Source organism: Psychrobacter sp. AT9, assembly GCF_047272965.1.
Classification (GTDB): domain Bacteria; phylum Pseudomonadota; class Gammaproteobacteria; order Pseudomonadales; family Moraxellaceae; genus Psychrobacter; species Psychrobacter glaciei.
On record NZ_JBKOTW010000001.1, the window covers coordinates 529,678 to 550,038 of the forward strand.

General features: G+C 42.2%; 15 protein-coding genes. 12 read left to right on the forward strand and 3 right to left on the reverse strand.

Features of this window, described 5'->3' with window-relative positions:
- Nucleotides 1-21 precede the first annotated feature (21 nt).
- The 10 genes from ACMFL8_RS02220 (at nt 22) to recO (ending at nt 13,556) form a co-directional block, all read left to right on the forward strand.
- A complete protein-coding gene (locus ACMFL8_RS02220) occupies nt 22-1,038 on the forward strand; it encodes a capsule biosynthesis protein (RefSeq protein ID WP_413189979.1) in 1,017 nt (338 codons plus the stop codon).
- A 70-nt stretch (nt 1,039-1,108) separates the two neighbouring features.
- Complete coding sequence (locus tag ACMFL8_RS02225; RefSeq protein ID WP_201592707.1) at nt 1,109-2,890, forward strand: polysaccharide biosynthesis/export family protein; 1,782 nt, start codon at nt 1,109-1,111, stop codon at nt 2,888-2,890.
- A gap of 55 nt (nt 2,891-2,945) precedes the next feature.
- The gene (locus ACMFL8_RS02230; RefSeq protein ID WP_413189980.1) at nt 2,946-5,468 is read left to right on the forward strand and encodes a capsular polysaccharide biosynthesis protein; all 2,523 of its coding nucleotides are present in this window, start codon (nt 2,946-2,948) and stop codon (nt 5,466-5,468) included.
- 144 nt (nt 5,469-5,612) lie between these two features.
- Nucleotides 5,613-6,845: a capsule biosynthesis protein gene (locus tag ACMFL8_RS02235; RefSeq protein WP_413189981.1), complete on the forward strand. Its 1,233-nt coding sequence runs from the start codon at nt 5,613-5,615 to the stop codon at nt 6,843-6,845.
- 273 nt (nt 6,846-7,118) lie between these two features.
- Nucleotides 7,119-8,915, forward strand: coding sequence for a translation elongation factor 4 (gene lepA / locus ACMFL8_RS02240; protein ID WP_189582726.1), 1,797 nt, complete (start codon nt 7,119-7,121; stop codon nt 8,913-8,915).
- A gap of 80 nt (nt 8,916-8,995) precedes the next feature.
- Nucleotides 8,996-9,898 (forward strand): signal peptidase I, encoded by a 903-nt coding sequence (gene lepB / locus ACMFL8_RS02245; protein WP_189582723.1) that lies wholly within the window; start codon nt 8,996-8,998, stop codon nt 9,896-9,898.
- 174 nt (nt 9,899-10,072) lie between these two features.
- Nucleotides 10,073-10,468, forward strand: a complete 396-nt coding sequence (locus ACMFL8_RS02250) for a DUF4845 domain-containing protein (RefSeq protein WP_010201783.1) — start codon at nt 10,073-10,075, stop codon at nt 10,466-10,468.
- Nucleotides 10,469-10,608: 140 nt separating this feature from the next.
- Nucleotides 10,609-11,406 carry a ribonuclease III gene (gene rnc, locus ACMFL8_RS02255; RefSeq protein WP_010201782.1) on the forward strand — a complete coding sequence of 266 codons (798 nt, stop codon included), beginning with the start codon at nt 10,609-10,611 and terminating at the stop codon, nt 11,404-11,406.
- Between the two features lie 198 nt (nt 11,407-11,604).
- Nucleotides 11,605-12,738 (forward strand): GTPase Era, encoded by a 1,134-nt coding sequence (era, locus tag ACMFL8_RS02260; RefSeq protein WP_413189982.1) that lies wholly within the window; start codon nt 11,605-11,607, stop codon nt 12,736-12,738.
- A 47-nt stretch (nt 12,739-12,785) separates the two neighbouring features.
- Nucleotides 12,786-13,556 carry a DNA repair protein RecO gene (gene recO / locus ACMFL8_RS02265; RefSeq protein WP_413189983.1) on the forward strand — a complete coding sequence of 257 codons (771 nt, stop codon included), beginning with the start codon at nt 12,786-12,788 and terminating at the stop codon, nt 13,554-13,556.
- Between the two features lie 42 nt (nt 13,557-13,598).
- On the opposite strand, the gene ACMFL8_RS02270 is transcribed toward recO, so the two are convergent.
- Entirely contained in the window at nt 13,599-14,237 is a 639-nt protein-coding gene (locus tag ACMFL8_RS02270; protein ID WP_413189984.1) for a GspH/FimT family pseudopilin, read from the reverse strand.
- Nucleotides 14,238-14,906: 669 nt separating this feature from the next.
- On the opposite strand from ACMFL8_RS02270, the gene ACMFL8_RS02275 reads away from it, so the two are divergent.
- Together ACMFL8_RS02275 and typA are read left to right on the forward strand one after the other, a co-directional pair.
- Entirely contained in the window at nt 14,907-16,205 is a 1,299-nt protein-coding gene (locus tag ACMFL8_RS02275; protein ID WP_194620831.1) for an OmpA family protein, read from the forward strand.
- A 356-nt stretch (nt 16,206-16,561) separates the two neighbouring features.
- Nucleotides 16,562-18,409, forward strand: coding sequence for a translational GTPase TypA (typA, locus tag ACMFL8_RS02280; protein ID WP_413189985.1), 1,848 nt, complete (start codon nt 16,562-16,564; stop codon nt 18,407-18,409).
- Between the two features lie 191 nt (nt 18,410-18,600).
- Here the strand turns inward: typA and ACMFL8_RS02285 are convergent, their stop codons facing one another.
- A complete protein-coding gene (locus ACMFL8_RS02285) occupies nt 18,601-19,041 on the reverse strand; it encodes a hypothetical protein (RefSeq protein WP_413189986.1) in 441 nt (146 codons plus the stop codon).
- Between the two features lie 307 nt (nt 19,042-19,348).
- On the reverse strand, nt 19,349-20,299 hold the full coding sequence (gene mutM, locus ACMFL8_RS02290; RefSeq protein ID WP_413189987.1) for a bifunctional DNA-formamidopyrimidine glycosylase/DNA-(apurinic or apyrimidinic site) lyase: 951 nt from the start codon (nt 20,297-20,299) through the stop codon (nt 19,349-19,351).
- Between the last annotated feature and the right edge of the window lie 62 nt (nt 20,300-20,361).

Genomic DNA, 20,361 nt, shown 5'->3' on the forward strand with positions numbered 1-20,361 from the left:
GTGCTAGTGATATTTTATGTCATGACCCTTGCACATCCGCGCTTCATCTCGACCGCTGACGTGGTTGTGAAACAAGTAAGCGAGTCTAGTGTGCCCTCTGGTGGCGGTTTATCGGCCTTATTGGGTGTGAATAGCACCAGTAAAGAAGATGCCACCTATCTGACTGAATATATCTTGTCTAACGATATGGTGAAGCGCCTCGATAACAAGTTCAAGTTCCGAGAAGCTTATCATGTCGATGGCTCGGATCCTCTCAATGAAATTGACCCTGATGCCTCGCAAGAAGATTTACTCGAATATTTCAAAAGCCGTGTCCATATCAATCTTGACGAACAAAGCTATGTGCTTTCAGTATCGACAGAGGCCTTTGATTCTGATTATGCTTTTGAGCTTAATAAAGCGATTTTGAGTGAGTCTGAGCAGTTTGTAAACCGTATCTCACAAGAGGTTGCTCGTGATCAGCTAGTATTTGCAGAGACGCAACTCGATGAGTCACAAGCTCGCTTGAATGAAGCCAAAGAACAGCTACTTAACTATCAAAACGAAAATGAGATTTATGATCCGCAAGCCAATGCGCAAATTGTCAATCAGCTGATTGGTAGCTTACAAGCGCAGCTTAGCTCATTGCGCACAGAAGAGCGACAACTGCTCAGCTATTTGAATCCAGATGCACCGCAAGTAGTGTCATTAAGAAGTCAGATAAAAGCGGTTGAAGAACAAATCAATCAAGAGCAAACCAAACTAACTTCACCAAACACCACCAAATTGAACCGTCAAGCGGTACAGTTTGAGACGATTAAAGCCGACGTTGAGTTTGCCACTGAACTATATAAATTGTCACTATCATCGCTTGAAAAGGCACGTTTAGAAGCCTTCAAAAAGATGAAAAACTTGATTGTGATTTCAAGCCCTTATGAAGCTGAAGAGTCATCATATCCACGTCACATTTATATTATTTGGACATCGCTTGCATTGCTTTTGATGCTTTATGGCTTCGTACGTTTAGTGATGGCAGTGGTTCGTGACCATCGTAGCTAGATTTGATCAAGGCAGTTTTGACAAACCAGATACCAGTAATGATCGACAGATCTGCAAAGGAATACAACGCATGAACATGAAACCACGTCCTATCGTGACGATGATTAAGGTAATGAGCTTGACGATGGCTGCGACCAGCATCTCAGCACTCGCAGCGACCAGTTATGCGGATCAAATATCAGGATCTAGCTTTGGCACTAGTAGCAATAGCATGAGTCAAGACCAAAACCGCAGCAATATCAATGTCTCCACGCAAGCTTTTGCTGGCGGTGTGCCAGGTCAAGCAACGACTCAAGAGGCAGTCGCTGCAGCAAGCTTACCGAGTCAGTCGGTTATTAACACCACACGACCTTATCAAGACATCAATACTCAAGATTTGATGTTTGGCGAACAGTTATTTCGTGGTGCGTTCTCGACGACTTCTGGTTCTACTTTCAACGACAGCTATGTGATCAACCCTGGTGATAATGTACAGGTGCGGATGTGGGGTGCGTATCAATATGCGGCAACAACAACCGTTGATCCGCAAGGTAATATCTTTTTGCCAAATGTGGGCCCAGTCCGTATTTCTGGTGTGCAAAATGGCAGTCTACAAAACGTGGTCAAGAGTGCTGTCAGTCGCATTTACCGCTCGAACGTTGGTGTTTATGCATCTTTAGAGCAAGCACAACCGGTTAAAGTTTTCGTAACTGGCTTTGTCAAACAACCTGGTTACTACGGTGGACTTGCCGCAGATTCGGTATTGTCTTATTTAGATCGTGCAGGTGGCGTCGACCCAACACGTGGTAGTTATATTGATATCCAAATCAAGCGCAATGGTCAAATGCTACAGCAAGTCAATCTATATGATTTTTTACTGGCGGGTAAACTGCAATCATTTGCGTTTCGTGACGGTGATGTGATTACGGTTGCGCCGCAGAAAAAAACGTTTGTAGTGGGCGGGCAAGTTCAGAATGAATACACCTTTGAATTTGATGTGAATGATTTGACCATTGGTGACGTATTACAAGTGGCCAGTCCAGCAGCGAATGCCACCAACGTTAGTATCACTCGCAGTGCAGGACGAGCGCAAACGGCAGAGTATTATTCCCTTGCAGAAGCGCAGAATGTCCCTGTCTATAATGGTGATCAAATGGTAGTGACCTCAGATCGCTATGCAGGCACAATCGCTGTACAGGTGAAAGGTGCGCATACGGGTAATGGCGCGATGGTTGTACCATACGGTGCTCGCCTAAAAGATATCGTCCCTCAATTGCAGCCGAGTCCACTGGCGAAACTGACGCATCTCACCATATATCGTCAATCTGTTGCTGAACAACAAAAACGCATGATTAATGAATCGCTTGATCGTTTGGAAGAGTTAACACTAGCCACTCAGTCAACGACTCGTGAAGAAGCAGCACTACGCCAAGATGATGCTGCACTGGTTAAGCAGTTCGTCGCCAAGGCGCGTAATGTACAGACTGATGGTCAGATTGTTGTTGTGCCAAACTCGTGGCAGGATATTATTCTGCAACAAGGCGATATTATTGAGATACCAGCGCAAACATCAGTCATTACAGTTAATGGTCAAGTACGAGCACAAGGCGCACTTACCTTTAATCCTGATTATACCGTTGGTGATTATGTTGCCAATTCTGGTGGTTTCTCTGATAATGCCGACGTTAAAGAAATTTTGATTATTCATCAAAATGGCGCTAGTGAAGTGGTCAACACTGCCTACCGTATTCAGCAGGGTGATGAGATTATGGTGCTCCCGAAAGTCAAAACCAAGCGTGTGGAAATTGCTCGTGGCTTATCGCAAATTATCTATCAATTGGCAATTGCGGCTAAGGTTGTATTAGATCTATAACGGTTCATACTGGTTATGTAGATTGAGACATCAATGACTAATAAAGGTATCGAGAATGGCAAAAAGTGTAAAGCATAAGGATGAGATGCAAGGAATGTCTACCTTTGATGACGCACTATTTTCGCCATTATTGAAGCCTGAGGTATTGGAACATGAGGTATTAAAACCCAAAGTACCAAAACGTCTGGCGGTAGTCGGTAAAGGTATGCGCCGTAATAACCTTTTACTATCGAGCGTCCTACGAGCAGACATTCAGCGTTGGTATCCTTGGTCAAGCTTGCAACAACGTCTTAATATAAGGGTTGAAACCCCTGATGCCTTTATCGGCTGGGGTCATAAGAAAAGCTATCAACGAGCAAAGCATGCTGCCAAACGCCAAGATATTCCTACATTAAGTATCGAGGATGGTTTTTTACGGTCGTTAGATTCAGGGCTCAGTAGCCGCTATGGGCTGAGCGTCGTCACTGATGATATTGGTATTTACTTTGATTTAACGCAGCACTCACGCCTTGAGCAACTGATTATTGAGCGTATTAAAAAGGCTATTACGACCAATAATAAAAGTATAGATGGAGAACGCGCTCGACAACTGATGGTACGCATATGCGACGAAAAGCTTAGCAAGTATAACTCAGTTATCGATTGTCCATCATTGGACAAGTTGGCTAATGAAGAAAATACAAATCCAAAAGAAAGCGCTTCAACATCGCATGTTTTATTGATTGACCAAGTGGTTGGCGACGCGTCTATTAAAGGTGCTGGTGCGAACAAACGTCAGTTTAAGAAGATGTTAAAATCTGCATGCCGTAGTCATCCAAATGCTCATATTTGGATCAAGGCTCACCCTGCCTCAAAATCAGGATATCTGACCAATTTAAAGTTACCAAAAAACGTCCGACTATTGACTCAGGCGCTCAACCCTATCGAATTATTAACGCAAGTTAGCGATGTTTATACCGTTAGCTCGCATATGGGCTTTGAAGCGTTGATGCTCGGTAAAGCAGTACATTGCTTTGGTGTTAATTGGTATAGTGGCTGGGGACTGACCGATGATAGCGGTGCACCCAAAAATCTGCTTAAAGCGGTCGAGAAACGTCGTCAAAAACTTGCCACCAAACTACGAGAGGCTAAGGGGAATTCAACTCCTGCATTATTTCCTAAATCATTTCCTACATCATTTTCTAAAAAAATATCTGCTACATTAGAAACGTTATTTTATAGCGCCTATATCGATTACAGCCGCTATGTAGATCCAGCCACCAAGCAAGCCTGTGACATTGATACAGCGATAGAATGGCTAGTGACTAATCGCTATTGGCAAGGATGTCTTGAAGGTAATTTAACGGTATATGAGTTTAGCCGCTGGAAGCTGCCGTTTGTGAAGGCTTTCGTTCATCTGCCCCGTACTACTCTGTTTATAAAACCCAAACCACGCCTCAAGAATTTGCTGCACCCTGATCACTTACGCGTCAATTATCAGCAGCCGCTATTGGTATGGGGCTTAGCCAAGCGTCAACAGGTACAAAAAAAACTACATACCAAGATTTCCAAGCAGCAGCATTCACCGATGCCGCCTATTTACTGCATGGAAGATGGGTTTATTCGCTCAAACGGTTTGGGTGCGACCTTGCTGGCGCCATTGTCAGTGGTTATAGACAAGCAAGGTATCTACTATGACGCGACGCAGCCGTCAGATTTGGAAACGTTATTACGTCATTGTCAGGCGATGAGCCCACAGCAAAGTAGGCGTATAAAACAACTTCAAGATAAGTTGCTTAATCAGCGGGTGAGTAAATACAATGTTGGGACCGATATAGGCAGTGCTGATAGCCAGCATACTTCTTGGGTACATAATGCAAAGGTATCTGGAAAACACCGCATTCTTATCGTTGGACAAGTCGAAGATGATTTATCGGTGCAATATTGTGGTTCAGAAATAAAGACCAATAACGGCTTGATTGAGCGTGTACAGCGAGACAATCCAGAGGCTTATCTGATTTACAAGCCTCATCCAGATGTTGAGGCGGGCTTGCGCGTAGGTAAGGTAGGAGAGGCGCATCTAAAACAAGTTCAAGCGGTCGCTTATGATACAGCGATGCCGGACTGTTTAGAGGGTGTCGACGAGGTGCATACCATGAGTTCATTGACGGGGTTTGAAGCCTTGTTACGTGGCTTAAAAGTGACTTGCTACGGTTTACCGTTTTATGCAGGCTGGGGCCTAACGACTGATATTGATGCACAGCTACCATTAAAAGCGGAGTATCTAAGCAGGCGCAAACGAGACACAGCATTGACACTTGAACAACTGCTGCATTGCACGTTGATAGACTATCCTTTATATCGACTTCCCAATGGTTATGGGCTGGCGCAAGTCGAGCAAGTCATTGATTACTTGTACCCGCCAAAAAATAACGCTTTTGCCGCAACGCAAAATGAAATAAATAATAATTCGGTCAAAACAATCTCTATTTCCAAGAAAATTTCAGCCGTACCCAGTCAGTTGAAGCGCCAAGCTGCCACCCGTTTTATGCAGCAGCGTTATCAATGGCAGCAGCGTCTACGTAGAGTGCTTCGTTAATTTTATCTAAACACGTGATGTAAAACCACTGCGACAAGTATGGGCTTTTTCGGTATAATCATTGATAATTAATGTCTATTCACACGGTCTAACGACCACGCTTGCTTTGATCTTCTATCCTTCAATTAATGGTAACTCAATACTATGGCAGCTTCGATGTCTCATTTGCTTACTCATCGACACGTTTTGCTGTTACAGGGAAAGATGGGCGGATTTTTTGACCGTTTTTCTACATTTTTGCAAACTCAAAATATTCAAGTGAGTAAAATAAACTTTAATGCAGGCGATGCTTTTTTTTATAGCCATCCCAATACGCATGAATATACGGGTACTTTGGCGCACTTTTCATCTTGGTTGCAGGTTTTTATTGCTGAGCATAATATTGATGCGATTGTATGTTTTGGTGACTGTCGCCCACATCATACGCAAGCGTCCTGTATCAGTGAAAAATTAGGCACCTCATTTTTTGTGTTCGAAGAAGGCTATTTACGACCTGATTATATTACCTTGCAAGAGTATGGTATTAATGGCTATTCACGCCTAAATACTGAAGATATTAAAGCGCTCAAAAAGGCCAATGACCATCCAATCTATACACATAATCGCTTTTATCGGCTAAGTATTGCCGCTATTGTTTATTATGTTATCGCTTGGCTATACAAAAGCCGCTATCCGCATTATTCACATTACCGTGGCATGACGGCATGGCAAGAGGCAATCGCGTGGCTCAAAGCGCCATGGCGTAAATTGCGAGGGTATTTACCTGATAAACAACTACAAAAGAGGCTGACCAAACAAGAAAGTGATAATTATTTCTTGATCAGCTTACAAGTCCATAATGACTCGCAGATTACCCATCATAGTGATTATCATGACATAGTACAGTTTATTGATGAAGCCATTGCAAGCTTTGCAAGTCATGCGAATCAGACACAGTTATTGGTATTTAAACACCATCCCTTAGATCGTGGTCATCGAGACTATCGTGAATTGGTCTCCAGTTTAGCCACACGCTATCAGGTCAGTCACCGCGTCTTTTATGGCTGCGATATGCATCTACCAACCTTGATGAAGCATAGTATCGGCATGGTGACGATTAACAGTACAACAGGATTGCAGTCGGTATACCACAAAAAACCGACTAAGGTGATGGGTCGGGCGATTTACGACACCCCAAAACTGACCGACCCAAAGCCGCTTGATGATTTTTGGCAGCATCCTAAAGACCCAGATAATGAGTTCTATTTAAGATTCCGTGAATATCTGATCGAGCAGACACAAATCAATGGGGCTTTTTATGGTCGATCGCCATGGATGTACAAATATCTAAAGCAAACAGATAGAGACACCAGCGCAATCTCTGATACGGCTAAATAGCTCATCAAGCAGGAGTTGGCTATCAATGTTCTTTGATTAATTTAGCGTTCAACGTTGCGTTATAAAATGCTAAATTAAGCGCTTATTTAACCATTAACGCTATTCAGTCGTTAGTGTCAGCAGCCATTCCAATTCCTACTAATAAAATCGCCTTACTTTACAGTGGAAAACTGCTAGAATACCTGCATATATCGGTACGTCGCAGCAATGGATGTTATTGCCCTTTTTGCGAACCGATCATTATTCTATCACCCTTAATTTAGTAGGCGCTTTGTGACTGCATTAGCCAATATTCGTAACTTTTCTATCATTGCCCACATTGATCATGGCAAATCGACCCTTGCCGATCGTTTCATTCAAATGTGCGGTGCCTTGCAAGACCGTGAAATGCAGGCGCAAGTACTCGACTCAATGGATATTGAGCGTGAGCGCGGTATCACCATCAAAGCGCAGTCAGTGACTTTGTTTTATGACCACCCAAATGGCGAGCGCTATCAGCTCAACTTTATTGATACGCCAGGCCACGTTGATTTCTCTTACGAAGTCTCGCGTTCATTGGCTGCCTGTGAAGGGGCGCTATTGGTCGTAGATGCGGCGCAAGGCGTGGAAGCACAATCGGTCGCTAACTGCTATACCGCAGTCGATCAAGGCTTAGAAGTGATGGCAGTTTTAAACAAAATTGACCTACCACAAGTTGAGCCTGAGCGTGTTATTCAAGAGATTGAAGACATCATTGGTATCGATGCTGTCGATGCTCCACGTGTATCAGCGAAATCTGGTCTTGGTGTGGATAAATTACTAGAGGCTTTGGTTGCTTTTATTCCTGCACCCACTGGCGACCGTGAAGCCCCGCTACAAGCGTTGATTATTGACTCATGGTTTGACAATTATTTGGGTGTGGTCTCTTTAGTACGTGTACGTCAAGGAACCATACGTAAAGGTGACAAGCTCTATATCAAGTCCACCAAAGAGGCGCACTTGGTCGGCTCTATTGGTGTTTTCACACCGAAACCTCTAGATACGGGTGTTTTGGAAGCCGGTGAAGTTGGCTTTATTATTGCCGGGATTAAAGATATTGCTGGTGCGCCCGTTGGTGATACGATTACCCATGCCAAAACGCCTGATGTTGATCGTATTCCTGGATTTAAGCAGGTAACGCCGCAAGTCTATGCCGGTATGTTCCCTGTTGAATCTACTGACTTCGAAAAATTCCGTGAAGCGTTGCAAAAATTGCAAATTAACGATGCCTCGTTGTTTTTTGAGCCAGATACCTCAGATGCGCTTGGTTTTGGTTTCCGTTGTGGCTTTTTGGGTATGCTACACATGGAAATTATCCAAGAGCGCCTAGAGCGTGAGTATGACTTGGATCTCATCACCACGGCACCGTCGGTTATTTATGAGATTGTAAAAAAAGATGGCAGTATTATTTATGTCGATAACCCATCAAGACTGCCTGAACCTAATAACATTGAAGAGTTTCGTGAGCCGATCGCCCGCTGTCAGATTTTAGTACCGCAAGATTATTTGGGTAACGTTATGACGCTATGTATTGAGCGTCGCGGCGTCCAAGTTGATATGCGCTTTATGGGACGTCAAGTTCAGCTGATATTTGATATTCCGATGGGCGAGGTGGTGATGGATTTCTTTGATCGCCTAAAGTCTGTGTCACGTGGATTTGCCTCGCTTGATTATAACTTTGAACGTTACCAAGTCGACAAGCTGGTCAAAATAGATGTGCTGATTAACGGCGACAAAGTCGACGCCCTAGCCATGATTGTGCACGAAACCCAGTCTCGTTACCGTGGTAATGCGCTTGTTACTAAAATGAAAGAATTGATACCACGCCAAATGTTTGACGTGGCGATTCAGGCTGCTATTGGCAGTCAAATCATTGGGCGTAGCACTGTCAAAGCCATGCGTAAAGATGTATTGGCCAAGTGTTATGGTGGTGATGTTTCTCGTAAAAAGAAACTGCTGTCCAAACAAAAAGCAGGTAAAAAGCGCATGAAGCAAGTGGGTAATGTGGAAATTCCACAAGAAGCCTTTTTAGCAGTATTGCAAGTCGATTAAGATATTGATATACGTATAATCATCGCTAGTCTTATAAATTTAAATAGTCAGATAAGCAGCTCGTTAATAGGCAATTTAGTATGGATTTCGATTTTAATTTGATTTTAGTGCCATTAACTATTGGCTTGGGTATTATTTGGCTATTAGATAAGCTAGCGTTTAAACAGCGCAAAACACGTGGTCGCGGTCAAGAGAGCTTATTGGTACGCTGGGCTTACGATTTTTTCCCTGTATTGGCAGTGGTATTAATAGTGCGCTCGTTTTTGATTGAGCCTTTTAATATCCCATCATCTTCTATGGTGCCGACGTTATATACGGGCGACTTTATTGCGGTCAACAAGTATGCCTACGGCGTGCGTTTACCACTGACTTATAATAAAGTATTGGATACAGGCGCGCCTGAACATGGCGATGTGGCGGTATTTCGTTACCCAGAAAACCCAAGTATTTATTATATCAAGCGCGTCATTGGCTTACCGGGTGATACGGTCAGCTATGATCAAGGCACGCTTGCTATCAATGACGTACCAGTAGCAACCAAATCAATCGATTTTGATGCCAATGCTGAGCTCACTGCACAGCTGTATCCCCCAGGACAAATTGCACCAGGGCAAGTACTTACGGAAGAAAACGCTGCAGCAATGGGTCAACAAGAAGAAGGTGAGGCGCAGTATTTTCAAGAAACACAGGGTGAGCATGAGCATCTCGTTCGCTACTTGAATGGTATGAATAGTTCGCAGTATGGGCCGTTTTTGCAGCAGCAGTCACCAGAAGTGGTTAGCTCAGAAGGGAACGAGTGGCGTATTACGGTTCCTGAAGGTAATTACTTTGTGATGGGTGATAACCGTGATCGCAGTGCTGACGGTCGCTTTTGGGGCTTTGTCCCTGATGAAAACCTAGCAGGCAAGGCCGTTTATATTTGGATGCATAAGCCACCTGGTCTCAACGTACCCACCTTTTCGCGTAATGGCTCTATTGATTAAAGTCATGGAACAACAGCGTGTTTATTTATGGACAATAGTTTCGTGCTACTATTATGATGATCCGATAATGTTAAATATCCAATCATTGTGACTGTCTAATGGTTTAATAAATGGATACTTAGTGTTATTGAGGTATCTAATAAAAATATAGCAATTTACCCGTTGAGAGGTGTTATGGTGCAGCAGTTATCTGGTTTGTCTACCCAGCGCGGCGCTAGCGTGACTAGCATTGTATTATTTATCATTGTTCTCGGTATTGCCGTCAAGTTGATGATTGCTATTGTACCAGCACAGATCGGTGATTATCAGCTGACTAAGCTTTTAGGAATGGAGCTCAAAGAAGCCAATGACAAAGGTGAGACGGCCAAGCAATTCGTCGAGCGTGTGAATCGGCAGTTATCTATCAATGCTGATTATGATACCAATGCAGAAGACGTGTTTACTTTCACTAATAAAAAGACGGGTCAGTTGGCTATCTATAAGAAATACGAACAAACCAATAACCTTTTCGGTAATGTCGATATTGTCAATCGCTTCGAAGGTGATATTGACGCAACCATGGCAGAGTAGCCTGAATGAGTATATAGCTCATTTCTTATTTATTCGTCAAACATCATTTACGACCATATTTTTTATTAATTAATCGTTATTAACCAGTCATTATTAACCAATTACCTCAGTAAAACAAAAGGGATAACCACAAGCCACGCATGAAACCAACTTCGCAGCACTCTCAGGCGGTTCCTACTCCCCAAACAAATAACACGTCTGTCGACACGCTTATTGTTAGCTCAGAATTCATCCAACGCTTGGCCATATTAACGCGCAAGCTGGGTTATGTGTTTAATAATCTAACACTTCCCAAGCTGGCACTGACTCATCGCTCGTTTGATAGCAAAAAAAACTACGAGCGCTTAGAGTTTTTGGGCGATGCATTATTGGGTATGATTGTGGGTGAGGCTCTATATCATCGTTATCCCAGTCAAAACGAAGGGCGTTTGACGCGTATGCGTGCCACTTTGGTACGCCAAGAATCGCTGGTCATCATTGCTCAAAATTTAGAGCTTTCCAATCATTTAATATTAGGGATAGGGGAGCGTAAAGGTGGTGGTCGTAATCGTGCTTCTATATTAGCGGATGCCGTAGAGTCGCTGATTGGTGCTATCTATTTAGACAGTCAGGATATGACTATTACTCGTGATTGCGTGCTCTCATGGTATGGAGACCTGATTGATAATGTCAATGACCAGAAAGCTCTAAAAGATGCTAAGAGCCGCTTGCAAGAATGGCTACAATCTAAGCAATTTGATTTGCCGCATTATGAGCTTATGGAAACCCGTGGCAATGCACCGCATCAAATTTTTGTGGTGCGCTGTCAGGTAAATATTAGTAACTGCCCTGATATTACTGAATCGGGTGAAAGTCGCCGTATTGCTGAACAAAAAGCAGCAGAGCTGATGATTAATCAGCTGCATAAACTGCCAAGCTTGCCTAAAACTCGCTCGTAATCTAGATATCCCAAGCATGTTCTAACCAAAAAATGAATTTATAATATTTTTTAAGTAAGGGTTATTTTTAAATAATACTTATTTTAAAACCGCAAATATTCTCAAGCCAAGCATGGTGCTGCTATCTTATTTGATACTACTTTATTTTAGATAGCAGTAGAACTGTTGAGCTGATGATAAACCCCACAGGATAAACCTATGAGCAATCATACTGACTTGCCATCAAACAATGAAGATAATACCAACGCTATGACCCAAAAAACAGACGTAAAACCAATACTAGAAAATGCTGAATTAAAAAGTGCTGACTTAAATTCCGAGCACTCAGAAAATAATGCAGCAGAAAGCAACGATGTAGAAAACGATCTGGCCATCGAAGAGTTTTTCTCGCCAAATAATAATGCGAGTATGGCTGATGATTTTAAAGCTGGCTATGTGGCAATCGTTGGACGTCCAAACGTGGGTAAGTCGACCTTGATGAACCATTTATTGGGTCAAAAATTATCTATTACGTCACGTAAGCCGCAAACAACCCGTCATCGTATCCACGGTATTTTGTCAAATCATGAAATGCAGGCAGTATTCGTTGACACACCAGGTATTCATCGCAATGAAGTACGTGCTATCAATGAGCGTATGAATAAAGCCGCAGTATCTGCATTAGTAGATGTTGATTTGGTATTATTCGTTGTTGATTCAGATCAATGGCGTGATGATGATTTGTTAGTTTTACAAAAGCTTGGCGATACTAATCTAACTGTAGTTTTAGTGATTAATAAAGCGGATACCTTAAAAGACAAAGGCAGCGTTTTACCGCTGATGGAAACCTTTAATGACAGCTTTGATTTTGCTGATATCGTACCAGTATCTGCTTTAAAAAACCAAAATCTAGATCGCCTGCAAGAAGTAATCGCCTCACATCTACCTATTGCTGCCCCTATTTATGATACCGAGCAAATCACTGATCGCTCAGAGCGTTTCTTAGCCAGTGAAATTATCCGCGAAAAAATCATGCGTAGCGCCGGTGACGAAGTGCCATATGACTTAACGGTACAGATTGACGGTTTCAAAGATGAACCTGCGCATACCGATCCAAAAACAGGTCGTCCACGTAAGGCTTGTACTTTCATCGATGCAACTATCTACGTCGAGCGTAGTGGTCAAAAAGCCATTGTCATCGGTGATAAAGGTCAGCGTATCAAGCAAGTGGGTATGGATGCTCGTAAAGATATGGAGCAGTTGTTTGATAAAAAAATTATGCTGACACTGTGGGTGAAAGTGAAACGTGGTTGGTCTGATGACGAACGTGCATTGACCAGTTTGGGCTATTAATAGCGATTAAAATTAGCCTTTTATAATCAGCGCTGAGGTAATGATAGATGCGTAATGAAGCATTGATTGGTTATTTGTTACACCAGCGCCCTTACCAAGAAAAACGTGCCTTATACTATTTATTTTCTCAGCAGCATGGTGTCATACATGGGATTGGTAAAAAAGGCGCGCCTTTATTTATGCCTTTACAACTGTTTGCCACGGGTAAGCGGGATTTAAAGACATTCAGTCAAATTAATATTGCACCTCAGCACGTCGTACAGACAGACGTGCTTCCAGAAGACGATGCCGCGAAAACGTTAAAAGCCGTTCCCTACGAAAACATCACTGGTCAACATCAATATGCTGCCTTGTATCTAAACGAAATACTATGGCGCTTATTGCCCACCGAAGATCCGATGCCAAAACTATGGCAACATTACCAAGACAGTTTAGATAGGCTAAAACAGCCATTAACGGCTAATGAGCTGCGCTTGTGTTTGCGGCAGTTTGAGCAGTATCTATTTAACGAATTGGGTTTTGCCTTGACACTAACGCAGGATAATGTTCAAGATAGTATCGAGCCTCAGAGTATTTATCGATTCTTACCCGATGCCGGTTTAGTGCCGGTTGTGCAAGGTGATTTTTTAGAAAGTGCTGATATGGGGCGAGCAGTTTTTGAGGGCAGTGAGATAGTGATGATGGTGGAGCAAGGAATAAGCGATGTCACACTTAATGCTTGGTCGCGTTTGCATCGACAACTGATTGACCACCTCCTAGATTATCAGCCGCTACAAAGTCGCTTGCTTTGGCAGCAGCAACAGCGCTATCAGTTATAGCTAAAGCATGAAAAAATTTAAAAGCTTTAACCTCAAAGCATGTCAGTCACCACACCCAGTCGGATGGCTGTCATTAGGCTTAAAAGTAATATTGGCGCCTTGACTGAATGATATTTGATACATAGCTTGGCTGTATGTAGAGTTTGCACAGTACTTAAAATGACCGAAATGCCCGCGTGGTTTACCGCTATCACCATAGAATCTGATGTAACGACGTTTTCCTGCACGCAGATGCAAAGTGCCATACTTAGGGTTTAAGGTTTGTTCTTCTAACAAATCGTCTGTCCCTTTATCAAAATGCTGGTTATCGTTGTTATCTACAAAGAGCAACAAGGTTTTATTGCTGTTTTTATGACATAAACCATTGCCATCCGACAAACACACTAATAAGTTTTGGCGACGAATGACACTTTCCGCTTTCGCTAATTTCAGCGTGTCTGTTATTCCGTACCTGATACGCTGAGCTTCCATGCGGGCCAATTGTGTCAAGATAGCGGGTGCGGCAATCATCATGATAATTGCTAATACTGCTACGGTCACCATAAGCTCTATTAATGTAAAGCCATTTTGATATGAGTATTTAAAAACGCGCTTATTGAGTGTGGATTTCTCGTTTAAGATAGCCTGTTCAGTGCTTATAGAGCAAATCTTTGGCGCTTGCATCATGACGGTGGAACTCATAAGCTTATTTCTACCCAAAACCAATTTAAGTAAACTAAATGCAGATAGTTGTTGGTAATTTGACGATATTTTATATACTATAGCCATAGGATTATTACTTGTAACAAATAATGTATTTGACACCTTGTCGGAATGAATGTGACCAATACCTGTGATTAAGCCTCATAAATATTTTTGTTAAGAATATTTAGGTTCCTGGGATATTAATCACTCTATATACTCATCACTTTAGCCAAAGATAAAAAATTAGATTAATGTTTGTTATTACAATATAAACAGAATATATGTCTACTGTCAAAAAATGTTTCAATTAGTGAATAGGTAGTTTTAACAATAGAGAAAAAGTACCAGTTGTATTAAAATACCCTCAACCAAAAGAGACACTTCGGTTGAAAGTCTATTGCGAACTCATACACAAAAGGCAAAAAACGTAAGGTGTGTTTGTTCTCAGTAACTTAAGCTGGCTATTGTGTTTTAGTTACGACATTATCGTGTAATAATGTGTAGCTCGTTAACGAAAAAAGTTGTAAACTGAATCGATAATCGCTAAGCTACTTCTAAATTAGTTTTGCTTTGTCATTTAAAATTCGTAAAAGATGTCTATTCTGGAGCATCTTGAGAAGTGGTTTTGCTTAACGCATCACTAAAATTATCCTTTGGAGGAAGTCCATGAAATTGAATAAAATCGCTCTAGCTCTAGTTGCCGTAGCAGCTGCGCCTCTAGCAGCTAACGCTGGCGTTACTATTAGCCCATTGTTACTTGGTTATCACATGGTTGATGACGAATTCAGTGATACAGCTGACAAACAGCGTGAAATCCTACGTACTGGTAAAAACCTTTATGAAGATGCCAATGGCAATCAAATCGGTGACGGCTCACGTGGTAACAGCAACGGCGGCATCGCTAAAGAAAGTGGTCTATATACTGGTGCTGCACTAGGTATCGAACTAACTCCTTCTACTCAGTTCCAAGTAGAGTATGGTGTGTCAAACACGAATGGCGAAGCGTCTGAAGATTCTGCAGATGCTGGTATCAACCGTTTTGACGTTGAACAAACCATGATCTCTGGTAACTTCTTAATCGGTACTGAAGAATTTACTGGTTATACTGATGGCGCACTTAAGCCTTATGTATTAGTTGGTGCTGGTCAGTCTAAAATCGAAGTAGAAAACCAAGAGCGTTACATTGCTTCTAATGGCGACACGGTTGACGCTGGTACTGAAGTATCAAGCTCAAAAGACACTATCGGTAACCTAGGTCTAGGTGCTATGTATCGCATCAACGACGCGTTAAGCCTACGTGGTGAAGCTCGTGCGATTCATAACTTCGACAACAACTGGTGGGAAGGCATGGCTCTAGCCGGTCTAGAAGTTGTACTTGGTGGCCATCTAGCACCTACAGTAGCTGTTCCTCCAATGGAAGAGCCTATGGTTGATACTGCACCAATCGTTGTTGTTGAATCTGATCTTGATTCTGACGGTGATGGCGTACCTGATAGCATCGATGCATGCCCAGGCACTCCAATGAATGTTGTTGTTGATGAGCGTGGTTGCCCAGTACCAGTAGATATTACTGACGAACTGAAAATGGAACTTCGTGTATTCTTTGATAACGATAAATCAGCTATCAAAAACCAATACAAGCCTGAAATCGCTAAAGTAGCAGAGAAAATGCGTGAGTATCCTAACTCAACTGCACGCGTAGAAGGTCATGCTTCTAAAACTGGTCCTTCAGCACGTTATAACCAACGTCTGTCTGAAGCCCGTGCTGTTGCTGTGAAATCTATGTTGACTAACGAATTTGGTATTGCTCCAAACCGTCTATCAACAGTTGGTTATGGTTATGACCAACCAATCGCACCAAACGACACTGAAGAAGGTCGCGCTATGAACCGTCGTGTTTATGCCATCATTACTGGTGACAAAACTATGACTGTTGAACAAACTAAAGATATGGTTGTTCAGTAAATAATAGCTAGATAGTTATCTTCTAAGTTATATCGTTACAAAAAAAGCTACCCATTGGGTGGCTTTTTTTTATTTATGTACTGAGAAAAGTAAGTTATTACATAAATTTATCGTGCAATAATGTTATACTATCGACCCAAACACTTTGTAGATTGACAAAGTGTACATTAGCATAGCTATCTGTACGATGGATTTTCCAGCATAGGTATTTGATTTTACTACTATTAATTAAATGAATTCACCTATTGTGTACTCATTTACAAGTCCTGTAGTCATATCTCTCTGGTTGATGGTAAAAGTTTATCCAGCGGTGCTTACTGCTACTGCATTTTTTTAAGACGAAAAGAGCATTTTATATGGCGAACGATATCAAACACCTGCGTAACATCGCAATTATTGCCCACGTTGATCACGGTAAGACAACTTTGGTTGATAAACTATTACATCAATCTGGCACTTTTGGCGATCGTGCAAACATTGCTGAACGTGCAATGGATTCAGGCGATATTGAGCAAGAACGTGGCATTACCATTTTGGCTAAAAACACAGCTATCCGCTGGACAGATAAATCTTCGGATACAGAGTATCGCATCAACATCGTTGACACCCCAGGTCACGCCGATTTTGGTGGTGAAGTTGAGCGTGTCATGTCGATGGTTGACTGCGTACTTCTAGTGGTTGATGCTGTTGATGGTCCAATGCCACAAACTCGTTTCGTAACGCAAAAAGCGTTCGAGCAAGGTCTAAAGCCTATTGTTGTTATCAACAAAATTGACCGTCCTGGTTCGCGTCCTGATTGGGTAATGGATCAAATTTTTGATTTGTTCGATAACCTAGGCGCAACTGACGAGCAGCTTGATTTCCCAGTTGTTTATGCGTCAGCATTGAATGGTATTGCAGGCTTAGAAGCTAATGATTTAGCTGATGATATGACGCCACTGTTCAAAACTATCGTTGATGTCGTGCAGCCACCACAAGTGGATGCAGATGCACCGTTCCGCATGCAAATCTCAAGCCTTGACTTCAATAGCTTCGTTGGTGTTATCGGTATTGGCCGTATCCAGCGTGGTAAAGTTAAGCTTAATACGCAAGTAACTGTTATTGATAAGCATGGCAACACGCGTAATGGCCGTATTCTAAAAATCATGGGCTATCATGGTCTTGATCGTATTGATGTTGAAGATGCACAAGCTGGTGATATCGTTTGTATCACTGGTATTGATGCACTTAATATCTCAGATACGATTTGTGATCCAGCTAACGTTGAAGCATTACCAGCACTAACGGTTGATGAACCAACCGTATCAATGAACTTCCAAGTAAACAACTCACCGTTCGCTGGTCGTGATGGTAAGTTTGTGACTTCACGTAATATTCGTGAGCGTCTTGAGCGTGAATTGATTCATAACGTTGCACTACGTGTAGAAGACACAGAGTCTCCTGATAAATTTAAAGTATCAGGTCGTGGTGAGCTTCACTTATCTGTGCTTATCGAAAACATGCGCCGTGAAGGTTTTGAAATGGGTGTTTCAGGCCCAGAAGTTATCGTTAAAGAAGTTGACGGTAAACTACAAGAGCCGTATGAAAACGTTGTGTTCGATATTGAAGATGAGCATCAAGGTTCTATCATGGAGCAGGTTGGTCTACGCAAAGGCGAGATGACTAACATGGAACTTGATGGCAAAGGTCGTATGCGTATTGAAGCAACTATGCCAGCACGTGGTTTGATCGGTTTCCGTTCTGAATTCTTGACCTTAACATCAGGTTCAGGAATCATGACGTCAAGCTTCTCACATTATGGTCCACAGAAAATTGGTGATGTTGGTGGCCGCTCTAACGGTGTACTCGTTTCTATGGCTAAAGGCGTTTGCCTAGGCTTTGCATTGTTCAACTTGCAAAAGCGCGGTAAATTATTCGCTGAGCCACAGCTTGAAGTATATGAAGGTATGATCGTTGGTCTTAACTCACGTAACGATGATATGGCTGTTAACCCAACGACTGCTAAACAGTTAACTAACGTTCGCGCTAGTGGTACTGATGAAGCATTGACGTTGACTCCAGCAGTTAAGTTTACGCTTGAGCAAGCACTTGAGTTCATCCAAGATGACGAATTGGTTGAAGTAACACCTAAAGCGATTCGTCTACGTAAGCGTTACTTGACTGAAAGTGAGCGTAAGCGTCATGGTCGTAAGAAAGGTGCTTAGTAGTTTATATTAGTACCAATAAATTTCTAAAAAAAAGGCTAACATCATGTTAGCCTTTTTTATTGTCGGTCTATAAATAATTGTTGGTAGTAATTAGTTGGTTGTAAATAGTAATTAAACAGTATTCAAATAAATCTGAATATTTAGCAGGTGCTCATCTTGTAGAATGATCGCTTGACGGAGTGATTGTCTTAAGGGGTAACTATCACATAATCATTTGTATTGATCAAAATCTCTGATGGTTGGTCAACGACAATACGTACGATATTGTTATCGCTGACTTGTGACTTATAGTAGTTGTCTTCGGCAACCGTACAGCCTAAGCACCGTCCCATCGCATCCCAAGGCTCTACAAATAGCTTCTGCTGAGCTTGATCAGTGTTACCACCGATTAGAGAAAAAGGCAGGCTGACAATATAAGCTGCCGTACCAGCCACGGCAGTCACTAAACCCAGTGGCTTGCCAACGATAGTATCTACTGCCATAGTGCCATAAGAAGGCCCAAAGTCATCTTCATCAATTTCTATCGCTGCCAAAGCAGGTTGCATACTGGCCACAATCAAGCTTACGCTTGTAATCAGGGTAAAAATTTTGCGCTTGACGGTGCGCTGTGTATGGGCTTTAACAGTCATAATGATATCCTAAAACTCGTAAGCAGTATAATGGATGGCTGCTGCTATTTTCATACAGAGACAACTTCCCTATACGAGCAATGCGGCAACGATAAATAGATTAATTATTACAGATAAATAAATGGTTTGCACTATTTATGTAAGCTCTTTCACTATTAAAGCAAGACGTAGGCCAATAAGCAACAAAAATGCGTGTGATACAGCTACTGTAATCACAAACTTTACTAACCTTAAAAAATGTTTTCTACTGTATCAGTGAGGCTTGATAGCATTAATACTTATCAAGTATGTCGTAGCATTTCTCTTACTACGCTAAGGGCTGGCAGTTGGGGCAGTAAACGCTAGCACGTCCATTTAGCTTGATATTTTCTAGCGTCGTTTGACAGTGTGGACAAGCTTCACCCTGTCTACCATAGACATTTAGAGTCTGTTGAAAATATCCGGTTTGCCCGCTAGCGACCGTGAAATCTCGTAAGGTCGAGCCACCAAGCGCTATCGCTTTTTGTAGAATGGTTTTAATATGATCGACCAAAATAACAATATCATCATACGATAATTGATGAGCAGGGGTCGCAGGATGAATCCCTGATAGATACAGGCTTTCGGTCGCGTATATATTGCCAACGCCAACGACCACTTGCTGCTCCATAATGACGGATTTGATGGCTCGCATGATTGGCCGCTTTTTCGATTTTGCTTTACTCGCTGTTTTTTTACCAGCCGTAGTTTCAATGGCGGTTTTATCAGATAGATTCGTGCGTTGGATGAGCTGATACAAGTAATCAGCAGTGAATTCCTCTGATAAAGGCTCAGCACCCAAGTGATCTAATAGCTTAGCACCATAATCCTCATGCCACAGCACCGAGCCAAAGCGTCTAGGATCATGATAGTGTAATTGTATTTGCTTTTTATCAGTGCTACCAAATACCATCACCAAATGGTCATGTTTTCGCTTCTCTGTACCCTTACTGTGCTGCTGTAAACTACCGGACATACCCAAATGAATGAGAAGCTGCCGCGGTGCCAATGTAGCAAGCTCAGTAGTAGCGTTATGCTTAGATAAGGGTGGTAAGAAATTTAATATCAAATACTTCGCTCGTCGCTCGATGCTGCCTAAGGTATAACCATCCAAGGCATCTAAATCGTCAGGCATAGACCAGCGCAGCTTTGGCTGGAATACTTTTACATCAATCACTTGTTGCCCCAATAAAGGGGTTAAGCTGGTTTTGGTTGTTTCTACTTCAGGCAATTCAGGCATAGTATTTTTGGTAATAACTCGATTATTAAATGGATAGGTTTGCGCAAAGCCTTAGCACTTTA